This is a genomic window from Sodalis sp. RH22 (assembly GCF_047324165.1).
GTDB lineage: Bacteria > Pseudomonadota > Gammaproteobacteria > Enterobacterales > Enterobacteriaceae > Acerihabitans.
Genome location: NZ_CP178731.1, coordinates 1,520,790 through 1,541,198 on the forward strand (window position 1 = coordinate 1,520,790; position 20,409 = coordinate 1,541,198).

Here is a 20,409-nt window from a genome sequence, read left to right on the forward strand (position 1 = left end):
ATTATCTTAAAGCGCTTTCGATGGATTGTATACGCCAGGTAATTACGTTATTTTCGAGATCGGTATTATTCTGAGTATATAATTATGATGTTATTAACATTGTGCATAATACTTGTTGTTATTGCGGTATTTTCAATACTTCAACATTTACGCACCCGGAATCGCAATCAGCTAGGCGCATCCAGAAAATCGCGCAATCGTTAGCCCCCGCTCGCCCCACCGCGGGGTGAATCGCCTTGTTTCTGACCTTCTATCCCGCCCCCGCCCCACGTTAACTTGACATCGACCAGGCCGGTCATACTGACGCGACGCGCCGTTTATGGTATAAGCGGTGTTTCTTTTACTTTTCGACACGCGCCCGGCGGTTAGCCCCCCGCCGCGGCGCGCGGTCGGCTTATCAGGTAGCCGGAAACACGGGGAGGCGTTCCCCCCGCGTCCAGCGTTAGTAAGAAAGGTAATACGGTGAATATTCAGGCTCTTCTTTCAGACAAAGTCAGTCAGGCGTTGACGGCGGCCGGCGCGCCCGCGGCAAGCGAAGCGCAGGTGCGCCAGTCCGCCAAGGCGCAGTTCGGCGATTATCAAGCCAACGGCGTGATGTCGGTCGCCAAAGCCCTCGGCATGCCGCCGCGCCAGCTGGCGGAAAAGGTAGTTTCGCTGCTGGATCTTGGCGGCATTGCGGCGAAAATCGACATCGCGGGCCCCGGCTTTATCAATATTTTCCTGGACCGGGAATGGCTCGCGCGCCAGGTCGAGGCCGCGCTGGATTCCCCGCGGCTTAATATTACCCCCGTGCAACCCCAAACCATCGTGGTGGATTACTCCGCGCCGAACGTGGCCAAGGAAATGCATGTCGGCCATCTGCGTTCCACCATTATCGGCGATGCGGCGGTGCGCACGCTGGAGTTTCTCGGCCATAGGGTGATCCGCGCCAATCACGTGGGCGACTGGGGTACCCAGTTCGGCATGTTGATAGCCTATCTGGAAAGGATACAGTCGCGCGGCGAGCCGGAGATGCAGTTATCCAGCCTGGAAGAATTTTACCGCGCGGCGAAAAAAACCTATGACGAAGACGCCGATTTCGCCGAGCGCGCCCGCGGTTACGTGGTCAAACTGCAGGGCGGCGATGAATACTGCCGGCAAATGTGGCGCAAGCTGGTGGATATCACCATGGCGCAAAACCAGCAGGTCTACGATCGCCTGAACGTGACCCTTACCCGCAAGGACGTCATGGGCGAGAGCCTGTATAACGACATGCTGCCGGGCATTGTCGCCGACCTGAAAGCCAAGGGGCTGGCGGTGGAAAGCGACGGCGCCACCGTGGTCTATCTGGAAGAGTTCAGGACCAAGGAAGGCGAGCCGATGGGTGTCATCATCCAGAAGAAGGACGGCGCCTACCTCTATACCACCACCGATATCGCCTGCGCCAAATACCGTTACGAAACGCTGAAGGCCGACCGGGTGCTGTATTATATCGATTCCCGCCAGCACCAGCATTTGATGCAGGCCTGGGCCATCGTGCGCAAAGCCGGTTATGTGCCCCCGTCGGTTCCGTTGGAACACCATATGTTCGGCATGATGCTCGGCAAGGACGGCAAACCGTTTAAGACCCGCGCCGGCGGCACCATTAAGCTTGCCGATTTACTGGATGAAGCGCTGGAACGCGCCCGCCGGCTGATTGCCGAAAAAAATCCGGCCATGTCGCCGGACGAGCTGGAAACCCTGGCGCGGGTGGTGGGCATTGGCGCGGTAAAATACGCCGATTTGTCAAAGAGCCGCACGACCGACTATATCTTCGACTGGGACAATATGCTGGCCTTCGAGGGCAACACCGCGCCCTATATGCAATATGCCTATACGCGGGTGGCGTCGGTATTCAAACGCAGCGGACTGGATGAAAGCCAGCTGACGTCGCCGGTCAGGCTGGAGCAAGAAGAGGAAACGCTGCTGGCGGCGCGCCTGCTGCAGTTCGAGGAAGCCATCACCGTCTTGGCCCGCGACGGCACGCCTCATGTCATGTGCACCTATCTTTACGATCTGGCCGGATTGTTCTCCAGTTTCTACGAGCATTGCCCAATCCTGAACGCCGATAATGGCGGCGTTATGCATAGCCGCCTGAAGCTGGCGCTGCTGACGTCACGCACCCTGAAGCAGGGCTTGGAGATGCTGGGCATCCAGACCGTCGAGCGGATGTAGCCGCGGGCGAACCCACGCCGCGCGGCGGGCATCATCGGCAATCGCGACGTCGCCGCCGACGTGCTTGGCGTGGCTCACAGGGATGTGAGCCACGCCCCTGTGAACAGCGTTAAACACCCAGGATCTCAGCGCAAGCTGGAGTTAGCTGACCGAGCGGGCAAAGTCCCTGATACGAAACCCCAGCGCCGCCAGGGTGGCGAAATACGCCACCACGCCCACCGCCACCACCAGCGCCAGACGCAGCAGCCTGGCCAGCATCGTACCCTGCGCCCAGTCGGGCATCACCCACAGCATGCCCAGCAGCGCTGCCGCCATCACCACCACCGCGATGATCAGGCGCACCAGAAACGGCAACCAGCCCGGCTGGGGCTGGAACATGTCTTTCTTGCGCAATTGCCAGTACAGCAAACCGGCGTTCAGGCAGGCGGCCAGGCCGATGGACAGCGACAGCCCGGCATGCTTGAGCGGGCCGATAAACACCAGGTTCATCAGCTGCGTCATGATTAACGTCACGATCGCCACCTTGACCGGCGTCTTGATATCCTGGCGCGAATAAAACCCCGGCGCCAGTACCTTCACCATGATAAGGCCGATAAGCCCCACCGCGTACGCCATCAGCGCCCGTTGCGTCATGGCGGCGTCGAAAGCCGAGAAGCGTCCGTACTGGAACAACGATACGGTAAGCGCTTTCGCCAGGATCCCGAGCGCCACGGCGCTGGGCAGCGCCAGCACAAAACACAGCCGCAGCCCCCAGTCCATCAGGCGGGAATATTCGTCATGGTTGCCGCTGGAAAAACTGCGCGCCAGCGAAGGCAGCAAAATGGTTCCCAGCGCCACGCCCAGCACGCCGGATGGGAATTCCATCAGCCGATCGGCGTAATACATCCAGGAGACCGAGCCGGAGACCAGGAAGGAAGCGAAAATAGTATTGATAATCAGTGAAATCTGGCTAACGGATACCCCGAGGATCGCCGGCCCCATCAGGCGCAGCACCCGCCAGACCCCCGCATCCTTAAACTGGATGCGCGGCATCACCAGCATGCCGATTTTTTTCAGGTGCGGCAATTGATAGCCGAGCTGCAGCACACCGCCCACCACCACCGCCCAGGCCAGGGCCAGCACCGGCGGATGGAAGTGCGGAGCGGCGAAGAGCGCAAAACCGATCATGCTGACGTTAAGCAGCGTCGGGGCAAATGCCGGCACCGAGAAACGGTTCCAGGTATTGAGGATGGCGCCCACCAGCGACGCCAGTGAAATCAGCAGGATATAAGGGAAGGTAATGCGCAGCAGGGACGAGGTCAGGATAAATTTATCCGGCGAATCGGTGAATCCCGGCGCGGTGACCATGATAACCCAGGGTGCGGCCAGCATGCCGGCCAGCGTCACCAAGGCCAGCGCCAGGGTCAGCAGGCCGGCGATATAAGCAATAAAGGTACGGGTGGCTTCCTCGCCCTGCTGGGTTTTATATTCCGCCAGTATCGGCACGAACGCCTGGGAAAAGGCCCCCTCGGCGAAAATACGCCGCAGCAGGTTGGGCAGCTTAAAGGCGACAAAAAACGCATCCGTCGCCATACCGGCGCCGAAAATGCGGGCGACGATCGCATCGCGGGCAAAACCCAGCACCCGCGAGAACATGGTCATGGAACTGACAGCAGCCAGTGATTTCAATAAATTCATGGAGTTATTTTTCTACAGCGTCCGGATGCCGGAGTGAAGGGAACAACGTCGCCCCCGCCGGCACCCTGATCCTTTTATAAGTGCGCCTAGTCTACCCTGACTTCAGGAAATCGCTACTGCGAGTTGTTACGCGGCGTAAGTCCGCCCGCGACAACCCGGAACCCCGGGCCGGCGCGGACGGCAGATATTCCCCGTTCCCGGGGCAAGGCCGCGTTATAACTTCAGCACCAGGTGATGGACGCCCCCATCGAGCGGCGCGCGCGCCTGCCGGTCGCTAAGCGCCAGAGGCGCGTCGTTAAGTATCGCCTCGCTCACCCCGCGCGGATGCAGGCCGCTATTGGTGACTTCGATGGTGAAACGGGTGTCCAGCACCAGCACCTCGGCGTCGAAGCCCGGCCAGCCGGAAGGCAGGCACGGATTGATAATCAATACGTCGCCTTCCCGGCGAATACCGAGAATGCCTTCCACGCCGGCGCGGTACATCCAGCCGGCCGAGCCGGTATACCAGGTCCAGCCGCCGCGGCCGACATGGGGCGCCACGGAGTAGACATCGGCGGCGATAACATAAGGCTCGACTTTGTAACGCGCCACCTGTTGCGGCGTGCGGGCATGATTGATGGGATTGAGCAAGGCAAACAGCTCATGCGCCTTATCGCCCTGCTCCAACCCGGCGAACGCCAGGATGGCCCACATGGCGGCATGGGTATATTGGCCGCCATTTTCACGCAATCCCGGCGGATAGCCCTTGATATAACCCGGGTCGTGGGTGGTCTTATCGAACGGCGGCGTAAACAGCAGCGCCAGCTTATCCTCGCGACGGATCAACAAACGATCCAGCGCGGCCATGGCCGTCGCCGCGCGCGTGGGGTCCGCTTCCCCTGAAAGCACGGACCAGGTCTGGGCGATGGAGTCAATGCGGCATTCATCGTTATCCTTGCTGCCGAGCCAGGTGCCGTCGTCAAAGGTTGCCCGCCGATACCACTCGCCGTCCCAGGCGTCGCGCTCGATCGACTGGCGCACGGATTCCTTGTGCGCCTGCCAGCGCGCCGCGCGTTCAGGCTCGCGGGCCGCAACCCATGGCATGAACAAAGTCAGGGTGCGGATCAGCAGCCAGCCCAGCCAGACGCTTTCCCCTTTGCCCCCTTCGCCGACCCGGTTCATGCCGTCGTTCCAGTCGCCGGTGCCCATCAGGGGCAGACCGTGCGCGCCGGTAAGTTCCAGGCACTGCTCCATGGCCTGTACGCAATGCCGGTAGAGCGTCGCGCTCTCGGCGGCCACCATCGGCTGGAAGAAGGCGTCGTGTTCGCCCTCCGCCAGGAGTGGCCCCTCAAGATAGGGCAGCACTTCGTCCAGCACCGCTTCGTCGCGGCTGCAGTTGATATAAGTGGCGACGGCGAACGACAGCCATACCCGGTCATCGGAAATGCGGGTACGCACGCCCTGGCCGGAGTGAGGCAGCCACCAGTGCTGTACATCGCCTTCCATAAATTGCCGGCCGGCGGCGCGCAGTAAATGTCCGCGCGTTTGTTGCGGCTGCGCGAAGGTCAGCGCCATGCCGTCCTGCAGTTGATCGCGGAAACCATAAGCCCCGCTGGCCTGATAAAAGCCGGAGCGGGCCTGGATACGGCAGGCCTGGGTTTGGTACAGCAGCCAGCCGTTAAGCATGATATCCATGGCCGGATCGGGCGTGGTCACCTGTATCGATCCCAGCCGCTGTTGCCAGTGGCCGGTCACTTCCGCCAGCACCGCGTCCAGATCGGCGGCGCGATAGCGTTCGATTAAGCGGCGGGCGCTTTCGGCCGAGTCGCTCTGGCCGATAAACCAGACCACCTCTATGCTTTGATCTACCCCAACCTCGATATGGGTTTGCAATACCGTGCAGGGATCAAAGCCCGCGCCGCAGGCGCCGCTCAGGCGACCACCGTTGACCAGCGCGGCGGGCGCCGCCATGGCGCCGTTGCGGCCGAGAAACTCGGTACGGTCCGCGCTGAACGCGTCCTGACGGCCGTCGAGGTCGGCAAACGCCACCCGGTTCTGGAAGGCGGTGCTCCATGAATTACGCACCAGCATCGCGCCGGTGCTTTCGTCATGCTCGCTGATGATAAACGGCCCGGACGCGCTGCGCGAAGTGCCCAGTACCCATTCCACATAGGCGGAGACGGACAGGTGCAGCGTTTGATCGCTCAGGTTACGAATGGTCAGCCGGGAGATCTTGATGGAATCCTCCAGCGGCACATACTGAAGCAGCGTTACCGCCGCCTCGAGGGTATTGTGTTCGAAGCGGGAGTAGCCGAAACCGTGGTGGGCGAGATAGCGACCGCCATCATTGATGGGATGCGCCGTGGGACTCCATAAGGCGCCGGTGACCTCGTTGCGGATATAGATGGCCTCGCCGCCGCTGTCCGCCACCGCATCGTTCAGCCAGGGCGTAAGCTGGTTTTCGCGGCTGTTTTGCGCCCAGGTATAACCGCTGCCCCGGGCCGACACCTGGAATCCGAAGTCCGGATTGGCAATCACATTGATCCAAGGCGCCGGCGGGCAGGTTTGCGCGTCAATCACAGTGACATATTCACGCCCCTGCCTGGCGAACCCGCCGGTGCCGTTGAAGAACGCCAGGTCCGCGGGCACGGGCAACGCGCCGGGCGTCGGCAGGCGCATCTTGCGCTGCGGCAGCAGGGAGACCTGCGGCAGTTCCAGCGAAGCCAGCTGCGAGCCGATGCTGCCGCGCCGCGCCAGCAGCGCCACCCGGGCGACGGACTGCAGCAGCATACGCGCTTCCTGGCTTATCAGATCCGCGCGCAGGGTATAGACGCCGCCGCGCGAGGCATCGCCGGTGTAACGCGGGTGGGACTGGCTGCTGCGCACCGCCGTCTCAATGGCGATTTGCAGATCCTGCAAATAGGATGAGGCGTGTTCATTAATAATCACCACGTCGACGCTGAGCAACTTCATATGCCAATATTCATGGGCGCGCAGCAGTTGCTTAACCTGGGCGATATCCTGGATATCGTCGATACGTAGCAAGACGATGGGGAGATCGCCGGAAATAGACAAGGGCCACAGGCCCGACTGGACGCCGGAACCGCGGATAATCGAGGCGGAAGGCGCGCGGAAACGCGAATCGGCATACAGCAACGGCGCGGCCAGGCGCTGGAAGTCGGCCGCTTCCTCGGCGTTGATATCCAGATGGCGCAACTGTACCTGCGCCTGGGTCCAGGCCAGCGTTTTCGCCCGTTTGTAGGCGCTGCGGTCGTGGTGCTTATCGATGAGCTTCATCAGCTCTTCTTCAGAAGAGGCCACCAGCGTCCAGTAGGTTACCCTGACCGAGGTGCCCGCCGGAATACGGACCTGTCGCCGCAGGGAGAAAATCGGATCCAGCACCGTGCCGACCGTATTGGACAACGGCTGCCGTCCCAGCACCGCGTCGGCATAGGTGGGCGACGAACCCTTGCCGATAAACCGAGCCCGGTCGGTTTCATATTGTGCGTCGGACAGGCTTTCGCCCTCCACGATAGCCAGATGCGCCGCCCAGACGTGGGGTTCCTGCGGGGTTCGGGTCCTGCGTGTGGCGACCAGGGCGGTAAATTCCGGCAGATAGCGGGTCTGCACAAACATTTTGGCAAACGCCGGATGGGCGGTATCGACATTCGCCGGCGCCAGCACAATCTCCGCATACGAGGTCAATTCAACTTCGCGGGTACGGCGGCCGCTGTTGGTCAGCATGACACGACGCACCTCGCCGTCATCCTCGCCGGACACCAGCACGTTAAGCGTGGTGGTCAACGTGCGGTCATGGTGGATAAAGGTGGCGTCGTCCTCGCTGAAGATCACCTGGTTGAAAGACTTCCCTTTCAACGCCCGCACGCGGCGTTCGCTCAGCGAATCCGTTCCCTGGATTTGCAGACCGGCCGACCAGATCTTGCCGCTGCGCAGATCGCGGAAACGAATAAATGAACGGCTGTCGTCGCGGGTGACATCCTCGCGCCAGCGGGTAATGGCGATATTGCCCCAGCGGCTGTAGCCGCCGCCGGAGACGGTCAGCATAACGGCGTAATGACCGTTGGAGACCAGATGGGTCACCGGCGCGCCGGCGGGCAACGCGGAATACCGGCGCTGCGTAAGATACTCGTGGCCGGATTTGACCACCGCTTTTTTCACCTCTTCGGCATGCGGTTTGGTCAGGGCGACTTCCCTTGGCATGCGTTCTTGCAACAGCAGTTCGCTGGCCTGGATCATCGGCTCGCGATGGAAACGCGCGCGCATGGCGCCGTCAAGCAGGGCGTTATCCAGCGCCACGATAGTCATGCCCTGATGATGGGCCATATAGCTGCGCACGATAGCCACTTTCTGGTTATCAGGCAGCCTGGCGGCGGTAAAGTCCAGCGCTTCGTAAAAGCCATAATCGCCGCGCGCCCCGATCTTCGCCAGCCGCCGGTAATTAAGCAGTGCGCCGCGCGCATCCACCATCGACGCCAGGCCGGTGGCATAGGGGGCGATAACCTGGTTTTGCGCCAGGCCGCGCTGCAGCCCCAGCCCCGGCACGCCAAAGTTGGAATATTGATAGGTTAAATCCAAATCGCGCGCGTTGTAGGCGGATTCCGAGACGCCCCAGGGAATTTTCAGCATGCGGCCATAGGCCTGCTGATGGGCCACCACCACCCGGTTGGTCTGCTCCAGCAACGTGCCGGCGGCGGCGCGCATCACCAGGGACGGCATCAAATATTCAAACATCGACCCGGACCAGGAGATCAGCGCCGCGCCTTTACCGGACTGAATGGCGGCGCGGCTGAGGCGGAACCAGTGGCGCGTGGGAATGTCGCCCTTGGCGATGGCGAACAGGCTGGCCAGGCGGGCTTCGGACGCCAGTAAATCATAACAGCTGCTGTCGAGCTGGTTATCGGTGAAGGAGTAACCGATGGAGAGCAGTTTGCGCTCGTCATCCACCAAAAAGCGGAAATCCATGCCCAGCGCCAGCGCCCTGGCGCGATCCGCCAGTTGCTGCAGGCGTTCGTTATAGCTGTCCGCCGCCAACAGGCGATCGGCGTTAAGTCCGGCGATGCTGGTTCTCATGGCCTCCAGCCAGAACATCAGCCCCGGTTCCGGCGCGTCGTCGTGCGAGGCGTCATCAGTCGGTTCCGCCTCGGGGGATACGGCCAGATCGCTCATTAAACCGCAGGCCTCCTCGCTAAGCGTGGCGAGCGTGGGCAGCAAGGTATTATCGGGCTGCTGCCGCGCCAGCTGGGCGGCGATTTCATCCAGCAGGGCGTCGAGCGGCAAGCCGTCGATTTCAGGCGCTTTTTTTAACGCCCTGCGGATTAACAACAGATGATCCATGGCGCCGGCGCGCCAGCCCGGCGCCACCGGCGCGCAGCGCCATTCTTCGCAGGCGTTGGCCAGGGCGATCAGGTGACCGGCCAGGTTGCCGCTATCCACCGACGATACGTATGCCGGGGCCAGCGCCTCGAGATTGCGGGTCTCATACCAGTTGAAAAAGTGGCCGCGATAACGCTGCAGCTTATCCAGCGACGCGAAGGTTTCTTCCAGCCGGTCAAGCGTCGCCCCGGTGGACGCCCAGCCGAAATCGCGGGCCGCCACCGTGGACAGCAAATACAGCCCGATATTGGTGGGCGAGGTACGATGGGCCACCACCGGCCTGGGTTCTTCCTGGAAATTATCCGGCGGCAGCATATTATCCACCGGGGTAACGAAGGTTTCAAAAAAGCGCCAGGTCCGGCGGCCAATCAGGCGCAGCGTCTGAATTTCCTTATCGTTCAACGCCACTTGCGGCGCAATCACCGGCTCCCGGCTGGCCCATAACGCCATGACGGGCGACAACAGCCATAAAAGGGCGAACACGGCGACAAGCGGCCAGTTCCACGGCGCCAGCGCCAGCGCCAGGGCCGCCATCAGCAGTCCCAGCAGGATGCCGGCGGACATTTGCCGGCAAAACCCGCCCAACCCCAGGCGCGGGCTGCCGCCGGTCTGGGCCGACGTGGTCCATTCCAGCAGCTTGCGATGGCTGAAAAATACCCGTGATAATGAACGCACAATGGCGTCCAGCATATGCCAGGCGTTATCGGCTAAAAACACGATCTGCATCAGGATGCGCAGCAGCGCATAGCGCAAATCGATGGCGACGTTATGTAAATGCTTGTGCAGCGGGATACGCCGCCGGCGCGGCAGCAGATCGCAGAAAATCGGCAATAGCGATGGCACGGCGAAGGCAGCAATCAGCGTCAGTACGCCCAGCGCGGCCGCGGCCGGCGGCAGCAGCCAGCACCAACCCAGGGCCAGCAGGCTGAACGGCGCCAGCAGCGAACGGCGCAGGTTGTCGATCATCTTCCAGCGGCCGACGGCGGGCACCGGGCTGATGCCGTTGCGCCCGTTCATGATCCAGGGCAATAACTGCCAGTCGCCACGCGTCCAGCGGTGCTGTCTTTTCGCCACCACGTCGTAGCGCGCCGGCGAGTCTTCCACCAGTTCCACATCCGAGGCCAGGCCGGCGCGGGCATAGATACCCTCAAACAGATCGTGGCTAAGCAGGGTATTTTCCGGAATGCGCGCGTCAAGCGCGGCGTCGAACGCATCGACGTCGTAAATGCCCTTGCCGGTATAAGATCCCTCGCCGAACAAATCCTGATAGACATCCGAGACCGCCGAGGCATAGGGATCCATGCCGCCCGGCCCCGAGAAGACGCGCTGGTAGATAGAGCCGTCGTTGCCTAGCGGCAGGGACGGCGTAATGCGCGGCTGCAGGATGCCATAGCCGCTGACGATGCGCTTTTTGCCGGCATCGAATTTCGGCCGGTTCAGCGGGTGAGCCATTTTCCCCACCAGCAGCAGCGCGGTTTCACGCGGCAGCCGGGTATCGGCGTCCAGGGTGATCACATAGCGCACCCCTTCCGGCACCTGGCTGCCCGGCAGGAAGCTGGTATCACGCGCGCCGCGCAGCAGACGGTTCAGTTCGTGCAGTTTGCCGCGTTTACGTTCCCATCCCATCCAGCAGGATTCGCGTTCGTTATACAGGCGGCGACGGTGCAACAGCAAGAAACGCGCGCCGGCGGGACCAGGGCCATGACGTTGGTTCAGCCGCTCGATGCCTTCCCGGGCGCAGGCGATAAGCTCCGCGTCCCCGGGCAGCGTTTCCAGCGGGGCATCCAGGCTATCGGAGAGCAGCGCAAAAGTGAGATCGCCTTCGCCGCTGGCCAGGTAGTGGACTTCCAGCCGCTCGATTTGCTCGGTGATGTCCTCCTGGTCGGTCAGCAGCACCGGCACGACGATCATGGTGCGCAACGCCGTCGGCACCCCATCGGTTAACGCCAGGCCGGCCAGGGGCGACGCGCCGAGGCGCCAGTTGACCAGCCGGTTGACCAGCGCGCTGGCGGCATCGCTCAGGGCCGGCAGCGCCAGGATAATAAAGACCGCCAGGGCGCCGGCGCCGAGGCCGGCAGCCAAGAGCTTGCTCCCCGCCCATGCGGCCAGCAGCAGGCTTAACAGGATAATCGCCCCGCCGTAGCCGGCGATGCCAGGTTCAATGGCCATACGGCTGATGCGTAAGCGCCATGGCGGTTTAAAATCGATAGACTGCTCAAAGCGCCTGCGTCCGCCGGCAATCAGGTGATAACCGGGATCGCCGACGCGGGCGGCCTCGAGAGGATCGTTCTGGCTGGCCGCGGCTTCATGAGCGGCCGCCAGGACCTTATCCGCGATATCCAGCTCACTGAAGGACGATCCGCGCGACAGCTGCTCGATGGCGCTGCGGTAAAGATTGCGGGTGGTGAAATTCATCTCGTCAAAGGCGCTGTGCCGGCGTAAACGTTCATCCACCAGGCTGATGCTTTCAAACAGCGTCGCCCAGTCGATATCCGAGATCAGGCGCATGCTGGTGATGATATTGCGCACCGTGACGTTAGAGGCGCCCAGGCGCTGCTGGGCGTTTTGCACAATCAATTCGATGGAGCTGTCCTGCTGGTGAAGCTTTTCTTCCAGCCAGGCCAGGGACGGGGTGGTGCGGGGATCCTGGTTGCGCAGGCGTTTCGCCAGCTGCGCGGCAAAATGCTCATTAAGCGGCAAGGTATAGGCGGATAAATGCGCCGCCTCCATCGCCGCCTGGGCATTGCCTTTGGCCAACAGCTTATTGGCCAGGTCCTCGGCCTCCTGCCTGGCCTGGCGCCCCTCGCTCATCTGATCCGCCAGCCGGCGCAGGTTCTCGATAAGCACGATGCGCAGGGTGATGGCCACCGCCCAGAGTTCACCGATGGTGAGCGGCTGTACCCGCTGGTAGGCGGCGATAAAACGCTTGAGGTTTTCCGGATCGAAATGACTGTCGGTATGGGCGATAAACGCCCAGGCCACGCCGAAGACCCGCGGGTAACCGGCAAACGGCCCCTGCGCCAGTTTAGGCAGCAGCCGGTAGAAACTCGGCGGCAGATCTTCGCGGATTTCACGGATTTGCGCCTCGACCAGATGATAGTTATCCAGCAGCCACTCGGCGGCCGGCACCACGGTACGGCCTTTTTCCAGTTCCAGCGCGCTGGCGCGGTAGGCCGCCAGCAACACCGCGGCATTATCATTAAGGCGCTGGCGCAGCGGCGAGACGGTCGGCGGGCGGTCGGCGATCGCCTGGGCGGCCGCCAGGCTTTCCGCGTGCTGCTCCAGACGTTCAACACCAAATAATTCTTTCCTGACCGGGGCAGGATCGTTCCACGGTGACGAGGCTTCACGAAAACGGTAGATCCCAGCAAGCAATTTTTTCATAGCAGCCTTAACCTGCGGCTTCATGCCACAGGCATTACGAAAATGTTATCGGTGCCAAATACGGCGTTATATCGCCAGCGCGCCAACTCGTTGCCGTTATCCATGACACGGCGAAATCCACCTTGCCATGGCGGCGATACAAACCCTGGAAAGAGGCGCTATGCGTCGCGCCTGGAATGAGACGCCCTTAAGGCTAAATAGGTATGTAGGAACTTATTGGGAGGCGCGTAAACGCCCCCCGGCCCGCCGCATTGCAGCGCGCCGATATCGGGTTCTCTGACTATGGACCATAAAGGTCATTTGCGCCAATAACCTGATGCAATTATGCCTGGGCCGTCATGACAATCGTTGCAAACAGGCTATGACGCTATGTCCCGTCCCGGAAGGGGTTCGGACGGACCGGCGGGAACGAGGGTTTAACCGGCCGGCAGGCGCTCTATCCAGGCCTGAGCCATCAGCGCCTGTTCGCCGCTGGTTTCAGGCTGGGTTTGATGGGACACCGCCGCGATAAAATGCGCCACCGCCCCGGTAAAACCACGCTGGGTCAGGATCGATTGCCAGGCGGGCACCGGCAGTTCGCTGATGACGCCCTGGCTTTCGCTGCGCCACACGCGCATCTCCTCGACGCGGTACACCGCGCCGGCGGTCACCGCGATCACCGTTTCGCTCTGGCTGCCGGCCTGGCGATGCATACTGGTGGTGACGGCGCAGCCCCGGTGCATAAAATGATGCTCGGCGTACAACATCTGTCCGGCGGCGTTATCCCGCAGAATGCCGCCGGTCAGTCGGGGCCCGCCGGCGGCGTCATTGGCCGCAGCGGCATGATCCCGCGCGCCGTCGGCAAGCCAGAGCGCGGTATCCACCACGTGCAGATAATCGTCCAGCAGCGTGAAGCCCATCGCTTCGGGACCGACGTTGTCCAGACGGTGTTTATCCATGCGGAGGGAGGCGGGCTGCCGCATCTGTTGTTTCAGCCTGAGGTAGAGCGGCGCGAAACGGCGGTTAAATCCTACCATTAGCGCCCGTTGTTTCCTGGCCGCCAGGGCGACCAGCCGTTCCGCCTGCTCAAGCGTCGCGGCCAGCGGCTTATCCACATAGACGTGCAGGCCCCGTTCCAGTAAATGGCTAACCACGGCAAAATGGCTGGCGGTGCTGGTATGCACGAACGCCGCGTCGCAGCGCTGCGCCAGGGCATCCAGGCTGGGAAAGCTTTCGATGCGGTAAGCCGCGCACAGCGTGCGCGCCTTGGCCTGGTTGGGGGAAAACGCCCCGGCCACCTCCCAGTCCCCCGCCTGGCACAACAGCGGCAGGTAGACCTTTTGCGCGATGCCGCCGAGTCCGACAATCCCGATACGTAATGTCATAATGTCAATGCCCCTAAAAAACGCTTACCGCCCGGGCTTCCAGGCGGCATAGGTCAGTGCCGTCAATATATGGTCGCGCCATTGCCCGTCGATCAGCAGGTAATCCTTGGCATATCCTTCCCGCTCGAACCCCAGGCGGGCCAGTAGATTACCGCTGCGCTGGTTGTGCGGCATATAGTTAGCCATGATACGGTGCATTTGCTGATGGCGCTGCATATAGCGGATGGCGGCCTGCAGCGCTTCGAACATAAGCCCCTGCCCTTGCCATTTTTCGCCCAGCGAGTACCCGAGAAAACAGGCATGGAAGGAGCCGCGCAGCACATTGCTGAAATTGGCCACGCCGTAGACTTCGTTTTCCCCGGGATCGAGCAGGATAAAATAGTAGGCGGTGCCCTGCCGGTGCATTTCGGTGATCATCCCCAGCCGGGCCTGCCAGCCCGACGGAAAACAGTGGCTTTCATCGCGCACCGGTTCCCAGGGTTTCAGGTACGCCTGGTTGCCGGCATAATACTCCGCCAGGCGGTAAGCATCGCGTTCGTGGACCAAACGCACCACCAGTCTGGCGGTAACCAGTCGCACTTTTGGCGACGCCTGTCGATAGCCAAACATCTTCCCTCCGCAGTCCGGGCGATTATTGAATCATGTTTACCTTAGGGTCTGGGTACCGGCGTGATGCGCGGCGATGATACAACCCGGCGTATGTCACCATCATACAATCTCCCGGCGCCGATGTTATCCTGTTAACGCGCGAGAAGATGATCCCTCTCATAAATTAGCGTTTCTATTAATAATTTTCGATAAAAAATTATCCTCTTTGCCGGGCTATCGTTATGGACGCATTACGTTCAGAATAAGTGTTCTCGTAAAATTTCTTTTTGGTTTGTGGTGAAGCATGTCCTCGGTGTCGCAAGCTCGGAGCTTGGGTAAATATTTTCTGCTTATGGATAATATGTTGGTGGTCCTGGGCTTTTTTGTCGTGTTTCCGCTGATTTCCATCAGGTTTGTCGATCAGTTGGGCTGGGCGGCGCTTCTGGTCGGTATTGCGCTTGGGCTGCGTCAGCTCATCCAGCAGGGCCTGGGTATTTTTGGCGGCGCCATCGCTGATCGCCTGGGCGCCAAGCCGATGATTATTACCGGCATGCTGCTGCGCGCATTGGGCTTTGCGCTGATGGCGGTCGCCGATCAACCCTGGATACTTTGGCTTTCCTGCCTGCTGTCGGGCCTTGGCGGTACGCTGTTTGATCCGCCGCGCACCGCGCTGGTGGTCAAGCTGACCCGGCCCCACGAGCGCGGCCGCTTCTTTTCGCTGTTGATGATGCAGGACAGCGCCTGTTCGGTGGTCGGGGCGCTGATCGGCAGTTGGTTATTAAAGTACGATTTCCATCTGGTGTGCTGGGCGGGAGCGCTGATGTTTATCCTGGCGGCGATGTTCAACGCCTGGTGGCTGCCGGCATACCGCATCTCATCGGTGCGCGCGCCCATGCGCGACGGCATGCGGCGGGTATTCAGGGATCGGCGTTTCGTCACCTACGTGCTGACGCTGACCGGTTATTATATGCTGGCGGTGCAGGTCATGCTGATGCTGCCGATCCGCGTTAACGAAGTGGCCGGCCAGCCCGCCGCGGTAAAATGGATGTACGCCATCGAGGCGGTATTATCGCTGACGCTGCTTTACCCCATCGCCCGCTGGAGCGAAAAGCGCTTTAGCCTCGAATTGCGGCTGATGGCGGGTTTGATGATCATGACGCTGAGCCTGTTCCCCATCGGCATGACCGACAGCCTGCAGACGTTGTTCTGCCTGATCGGCCTGTTTTACCTGGGTTCCATTATTGCCGAACCGGCCAGGGAAACCCTGAGCGCGTCGCTGGCGGACAGCCGGGCCAGGGGCAGCTACCTGGGTTTCAGCCGGCTTGGCCTGGCCCTGGGCGGCGCCATCGGTTATAGCGGCGGCGGTTGGTTATATGACGTCGGGCACCGGCTGGACGTTCCCGATCTGCCCTGGATAATGCTGGGCCTTATCGGGTGCGCAACCCTGTTCGGGCTGTACCGTCAATTCCATCAGCGCCGGATTGAACCGGCCATGCTGAGCGGTCGCTGAGGATTGGTGGCCCGGCCCATGTTGTCCCATAATGTTTATTACCCTGTCCGGCGCGCGGCGGTATGGCGCGCCGCACGCATTTAACCAGGAGAACATGCTTCATTATGAAACTCTACATTTATGAGCACTGCCCGTTTTGCGTCAAAGCGCGGATGATATTCGGCCTGAAAAATATTCCTATCAGTCTCCAGGTATTGATGAACGACGACGAGGCGACACCTATCGGCATGGTGGGGAAAAAAGTGGCGCCGATCCTGCAGAAGGAGGACGGTGGCTATATGCCGGAGAGCATGGATATCGTCCATTATATCGACACCCATTATGGTAGCCCTTTGGTGACGGGGCCCGTCAATCCCGCTATCGGCAAATGGCTGGAAGCAAACCATCCGGCCGCCTATCCGCTGGTGTTGCCGCGTAACGTTAACGGCAAGTTTGCAGAGTTTGCCACTCCGGAGGCGCGCCAATACTTTATCAGGAAAAAAGAAGCGGCCAGCGGCAGCTTTGAGGAACTTCTGGCCCATACCCCGGGGCTGGTAAAAAAAGTCAGCCAGCAGCTGCGCGAGCTTGAGCCGTTGATCCAGCAGTCCAACGCCTGTAACGGCGAGCTGTCCGACGATGATTTCCATTTGTTTGCCCGTCTGCGTTCCCTGACCATCGTTGCGGGGCTGGAATGGCCGACGCGGGTGGCTGAATATCGCGATAATATGGCCAAGCAGACTCAGGTTAATCTGCTTACCAGCGTAGCGCAATAACCTGCTTGCCCGCGCCTGGCCGCGGTACGCCGGGCGTGGGGCGGTCCTGAGGCATAGTGAGTTTTTTCCGGTGCGTGCGGCATGATCCGCCGGGGCGAGACGGTTATCCTGTAATGAGCAGACGCCACGGTATTGAGGGTAGAGGACAGCATGAAAAATCGTTTCGTTGCATGGATTATGCTGCTTTTCAGCTGCGTGCTGGCCGGCAGTTTATTAAGCGGCTGCAATAATTTGACGCAGTACAGCATCAGTGAGCAGGAAATAAACGCTTATCTGCAAAAGCATAACGATTTCAGTAAAAATATCGGCGTTCCCGGACTGGCCAACGCCCATATCGTCGTCACCCATCTGGCCAGCGAGATCGGACGCGCCGAGCCCGATAAGGTGCGGTTATCCGGTAACGCCACGGTCAATGTCGATACCCTGTTCGGGTCGCAGCAGGCTGAGGCGACGCTGACCCTGCAGGCGCAGCCGTATTATGATAAGTCGCAGGGCGCGGTGTTTCTCAAAGATATGCGTCTGGTGGATTATCAGGTTCAGCCGGCTGATGTCGACACCACCTTTCGCGCTTTGTCGCCTTATCTCGACCATGCGCTGAAATCCTATTTTGATAATACGCCGGCGTATGTGCTGGACGCCAATCGCAATAAAGATGAGGCGTTGGTGAAAAAGCTGGCGCAGGGATTGGAGGTTAAACCGGGCAAACTGATTATCCCGTTTGGGTGAGTCCCATCGGCATGCTCTCCCTTGAACACGTCTGCCTTGAGTCCGGCGTTGGCGGGCCTAGCATGCCATGGGGCCTCGGTCGGGCGGGAAAACCACGCCCGATTCAACCCCATCGGCACGCTCTCCCTTTAACACGTCTGCCTTGAGTCCGGTGTTGGCGGGCCTAGCATGCCATGGGGCCTCGGTCGGGCGGGAAAACCACGCCCGATTCGACCCCATCGGCACGCTCTCCCTTGAACACGGCTGCCTTGAGTCCGGCGTTGGCGGGCCTAGCATGCCATGGGGCCTCGGTCGGGCGGGAAAACCACGCCCGATTCGACCCCATTGGCACGCTCTCCCTTTAACACGTCTGCCTTGAGTCCGGTGTTGGCGGGCCTAGCATGCCATGGGGCCTCGGTCGGGCGGGAAAACCACGCCCGATTCGACCCCATCGGCATGCTCTCCCTTGAACAGGGTTTATACGGCATGGGTGATGGCGGGCATACCCTGCCATGGGGCCTCGGTCGGGCGGAAAACCACGCCCGATTCAACCCCATCGGCAGGCTCTCCCTTGAACAGGTTTTATACGGCATGGGTGATGGCGGGCATACCCTGCCATGGGGCCTCGGTCGGGCGGAAAACCACGCCCGATTCAACCCCATCGGCAGGCTCTCCCTTTAACAGGCTTTATGCGGCATGGGTGATCGCCCTATTATTCAGCAGGGGTTTCGTCCAGTTCTTCGCGCAGCGCCTCAAGGGCTTCACGGCAGATTATCGCCAGTACCCGATAAAAGTCCCCGGTGGCGCAGGCCTCCACTTTACCCAAAAAGCGATCGCTCCAGGGCAGCAAATACAGATCGAACAGCTGGCTTTGGGCCTGGGTTTCATCCAATCGCGCATGATCTTCCAGCCACGAGCCGGCAAGAAGCAGCGCGCCGAAATGATCTGCCGGGCCGTCTCCGGCCGGCATGCCGAGCTGTTGCAGGAAGGCCCCGACCTCGCCCTCATCCGCCGCCAGCCACGCCGAGCGCAGTGGCGGGACTTTTGCTTCGTCGCCGGTAAATAGCAAAGCGTATTGCGCGGCCAGGGCCTGCGGTTCGCAGCTTTGCTGCAGGCGGGCCAGCAGAGCGTCTTGCTCCAGGGGCCAATGGGCCGTCAGCTTGCCCTCGCTGATAAGCGTCATCAGCGGCGCCAGCATGGCATCCTGCGGCTGGCGGTAAAATAACGTTCCCAGCACCCGGCAGACCATGGAAAAATCATTCATCGTGTTATCCGTTTTAGTAAGCAAAGTAAAACCGGCGCCGACCTTGTCATAAAACGTCCCCTGACGCAATGGTGTTAATACCCATGCAGGCGATCAACCAGGCCAAGCGGCGTCTGTCCGGTCTCGATACGACGTATGTTATCGGCAATGCTGTCCATGGCCTGCGACGGCAGTGTCGTGGCGGCAATATGCGGGGTAAGCGTAATGCGCGGCGCCGTCCAGAAAGGATGATCGCGCGGCGGCGGCTCCTGCCGGCAGACATCCAGCGTTGCCGCGGCAATCTGCCCCTGCGCCAGAGCGGCAAGCAGGTCGTCTTCCACCATATGCGCACCACGGGCAATATTGATGATATACGCGCCGCGATTGAGGCGCGCAAACAGCGCGGCGTTCAGGATGCCTGTCGTCTGCGGCGTGTTCGGCAGCAGATTCACGAGTACCTGTACGCCGTTGAGAAACGCGTCCAGGCCTTCCCGGCCGGCAAAGCTGACCACTCCCGGGATGACCTTCGCGCGGCGGCTCCAGCAGCGCACCGGAAAACCCATGGCGCGCACCGCCATTGCCGTTTTACCGCCCAGCACCCCCGCGCCGGCGATGCCGACAAGAAAGGTTTCCCTGGCGGGCAGCGCCAGCTCGCGCCATTCTCTCAGGCTTTGCTGCAGGGCATATTCATCCAGGCGCCGGTAATAGCGCAGCACCGCGGCGACAGTATACTCAATCATCTGCTGCGCCATGCCGGTATCTTCAAGCCGCATCAGCGGTACATTCGCCGGCAGCATATCCGGGTGCAGGCGCACCTGATCCATTAAGGCGTCCACTCCCGCGCCGAGGGCAAACACGCCTTTAAGGCCGGGCCGGCCGGCCAGCATCGCACGGGGAGGATGCCAGACCACGGCATAATCGGCCGGCAGGTCTACGTCCTCTCGCCACAATCTGATATCAGCGTCAGGAAATCGTTGCCGCAAGCCGTCGATCCACACCGCCGCGTTGTCCGTCGGGTGATAAAAAATGATCCTCATAATAAAACGCCTTTCCATCCCAGCTTTTTTTCACCATTTAACATACCGTTAGCCTGGGTAAAGCACAATCTTGCCAAACGGTATGACAGGTAACCACAGCGGTTGCCCATGCTAAAAATCGCAATCGCTAATACTCAGGCTGGCGCATATAGTCATTTTTTACCAGCAGTTAACATTTTGTGCCTTATTGCCTGGCCCTGTGACGGCTGATGCAGGCGCCATAACATAAAAAAGCTAAATTTAAGTGACAAAAAGTGAAATCATTAAGAATTATCTTATGCATGCGCTGGGTTGAATGCGGAATAAACATCGGGCGGTATTTGCTTGTGAAAAAGAATAAGCGAAAAAAAAATTACTCACTGGCCGATATTATTTTTCGCATTTTTTGTATGGACTTGGACATGAATAATTATTCCGAACCGTTTAGGGTATAGCGTCATGATACGAATCAACATTATGATCTTACGACAATAGTAGGACGACTGGCGGCTGCATGCGTGTTTAGCCCGCCACCGCAAAAATCTGATATCAGGGCCTGCATGCCCTGAATGTAGGCTCCCTTATCCAGTCGGGCATTTACAAC

The 20,409-nt window shown here is 60.5% G+C and carries 11 protein-coding genes; 5 read left to right on the forward strand and 6 right to left on the reverse strand.

The features are described 5' to 3' along the window. The first annotated feature begins 462 nt into the window (after positions 1 to 462). Positions 463 to 2,193, forward strand: coding sequence for an arginine--tRNA ligase (gene argS, locus ACL2XN_RS06910; RefSeq protein ID WP_413730538.1), 1,731 nt, complete (start codon positions 463 to 465; stop codon positions 2,191 to 2,193). A 141-nt stretch (positions 2,194 to 2,334) separates the two neighbouring features. Here the strand turns inward: argS and murJ are convergent, their stop codons facing one another. From murJ to rimJ, 4 genes are all read right to left on the reverse strand, one after another. Beyond that, on the reverse strand, positions 2,335 to 3,870 hold the full coding sequence (gene murJ / locus ACL2XN_RS06915; protein ID WP_410015360.1) for a murein biosynthesis integral membrane protein MurJ: 1,536 nt from the start codon (positions 3,868 to 3,870) through the stop codon (positions 2,335 to 2,337). Positions 3,871 to 4,083: 213 nt separating this feature from the next. Then, entirely contained in the window at positions 4,084 to 12,627 is an 8,544-nt protein-coding gene (locus tag ACL2XN_RS06920) for a GH36-type glycosyl hydrolase domain-containing protein (RefSeq protein WP_413730539.1), read from the reverse strand. A gap of 416 nt (positions 12,628 to 13,043) precedes the next feature. Then, positions 13,044 to 13,994, reverse strand: coding sequence for a Gfo/Idh/MocA family protein (locus tag ACL2XN_RS06925; RefSeq protein ID WP_413723431.1), 951 nt, complete (start codon positions 13,992 to 13,994; stop codon positions 13,044 to 13,046). 21 nt (positions 13,995 to 14,015) lie between these two features. Next, positions 14,016 to 14,600 (reverse strand): ribosomal protein S5-alanine N-acetyltransferase, encoded by a 585-nt coding sequence (gene rimJ, locus ACL2XN_RS06930; protein ID WP_410015362.1) that lies wholly within the window; start codon positions 14,598 to 14,600, stop codon positions 14,016 to 14,018. 283 nt (positions 14,601 to 14,883) lie between these two features. Here rimJ and mdtH point away from each other — a divergent pair, with 283 nt between their 5' ends. The 4 genes from mdtH to ACL2XN_RS06950 all read left to right on the forward strand — a co-directional run bounded on the left by mdtH (position 14,884) and on the right by ACL2XN_RS06950 (position 18,227). After that, positions 14,884 to 16,089 (forward strand): multidrug efflux MFS transporter MdtH, encoded by a 1,206-nt coding sequence (mdtH, locus tag ACL2XN_RS06935; RefSeq protein WP_413722631.1) that lies wholly within the window; start codon positions 14,884 to 14,886, stop codon positions 16,087 to 16,089. Between the two features lie 104 nt (positions 16,090 to 16,193). Continuing rightward, entirely contained in the window at positions 16,194 to 16,841 is a 648-nt protein-coding gene (gene grxB / locus ACL2XN_RS06940) for a glutaredoxin 2 (RefSeq protein ID WP_413722630.1), read from the forward strand. Positions 16,842 to 16,991: 150 nt separating this feature from the next. Then, complete coding sequence (locus tag ACL2XN_RS06945; protein ID WP_413730541.1) at positions 16,992 to 17,567, forward strand: lipoprotein; 576 nt, start codon at positions 16,992 to 16,994, stop codon at positions 17,565 to 17,567. A gap of 366 nt (positions 17,568 to 17,933) precedes the next feature. Then, entirely contained in the window at positions 17,934 to 18,227 is a 294-nt protein-coding gene (locus ACL2XN_RS06950; RefSeq protein ID WP_413730542.1) for a hypothetical protein, read from the forward strand. Between the two features lie 31 nt (positions 18,228 to 18,258). On the opposite strand, the gene ACL2XN_RS06955 is transcribed toward ACL2XN_RS06950, so the two are convergent. Further along, entirely contained in the window at positions 18,259 to 18,810 is a 552-nt protein-coding gene (locus ACL2XN_RS06955) for a molecular chaperone (protein ID WP_413730543.1), read from the reverse strand. A 74-nt stretch (positions 18,811 to 18,884) separates the two neighbouring features. Then, complete coding sequence (gene ghrA / locus ACL2XN_RS06960) at positions 18,885 to 19,826, reverse strand: glyoxylate/hydroxypyruvate reductase GhrA (RefSeq protein WP_413730545.1); 942 nt, start codon at positions 19,824 to 19,826, stop codon at positions 18,885 to 18,887. Between the last annotated feature and the right edge of the window lie 583 nt (positions 19,827 to 20,409).

Excerpts from the sequence above, each read along its gene's own strand:
- murJ (WP_410015360.1), bottom strand. The coding sequence starts at position 3,870 with ATGAATTTATTGAAATCACTGGCTGCTGTCAGTTCCATGACCATGTTC.
- ACL2XN_RS06920 (WP_413730539.1), bottom strand. The coding sequence starts at position 12,627 with ATGAAAAAATTGCTTGCTGGGATCTACCGTTTTCGTGAAGCCTCGTCA.
- rimJ (WP_410015362.1), bottom strand. The coding sequence starts at position 14,600 with ATGTTTGGCTATCGACAGGCGTCGCCAAAAGTGCGACTGGTTACCGCC.
- mdtH (WP_413722631.1), top strand. The coding sequence starts at position 14,884 with ATGTCCTCGGTGTCGCAAGCTCGGAGCTTGGGTAAATATTTTCTGCTT.
- grxB (WP_413722630.1), top strand. The coding sequence starts at position 16,194 with ATGAAACTCTACATTTATGAGCACTGCCCGTTTTGCGTCAAAGCGCGG.
- ACL2XN_RS06945 (WP_413730541.1), top strand. The coding sequence starts at position 16,992 with ATGAAAAATCGTTTCGTTGCATGGATTATGCTGCTTTTCAGCTGCGTG.
- ACL2XN_RS06955 (WP_413730543.1), bottom strand. The coding sequence starts at position 18,810 with ATGAATGATTTTTCCATGGTCTGCCGGGTGCTGGGAACGTTATTTTAC.
- ghrA (WP_413730545.1), bottom strand. The coding sequence starts at position 19,826 with ATGAGGATCATTTTTTATCACCCGACGGACAACGCGGCGGTGTGGATC.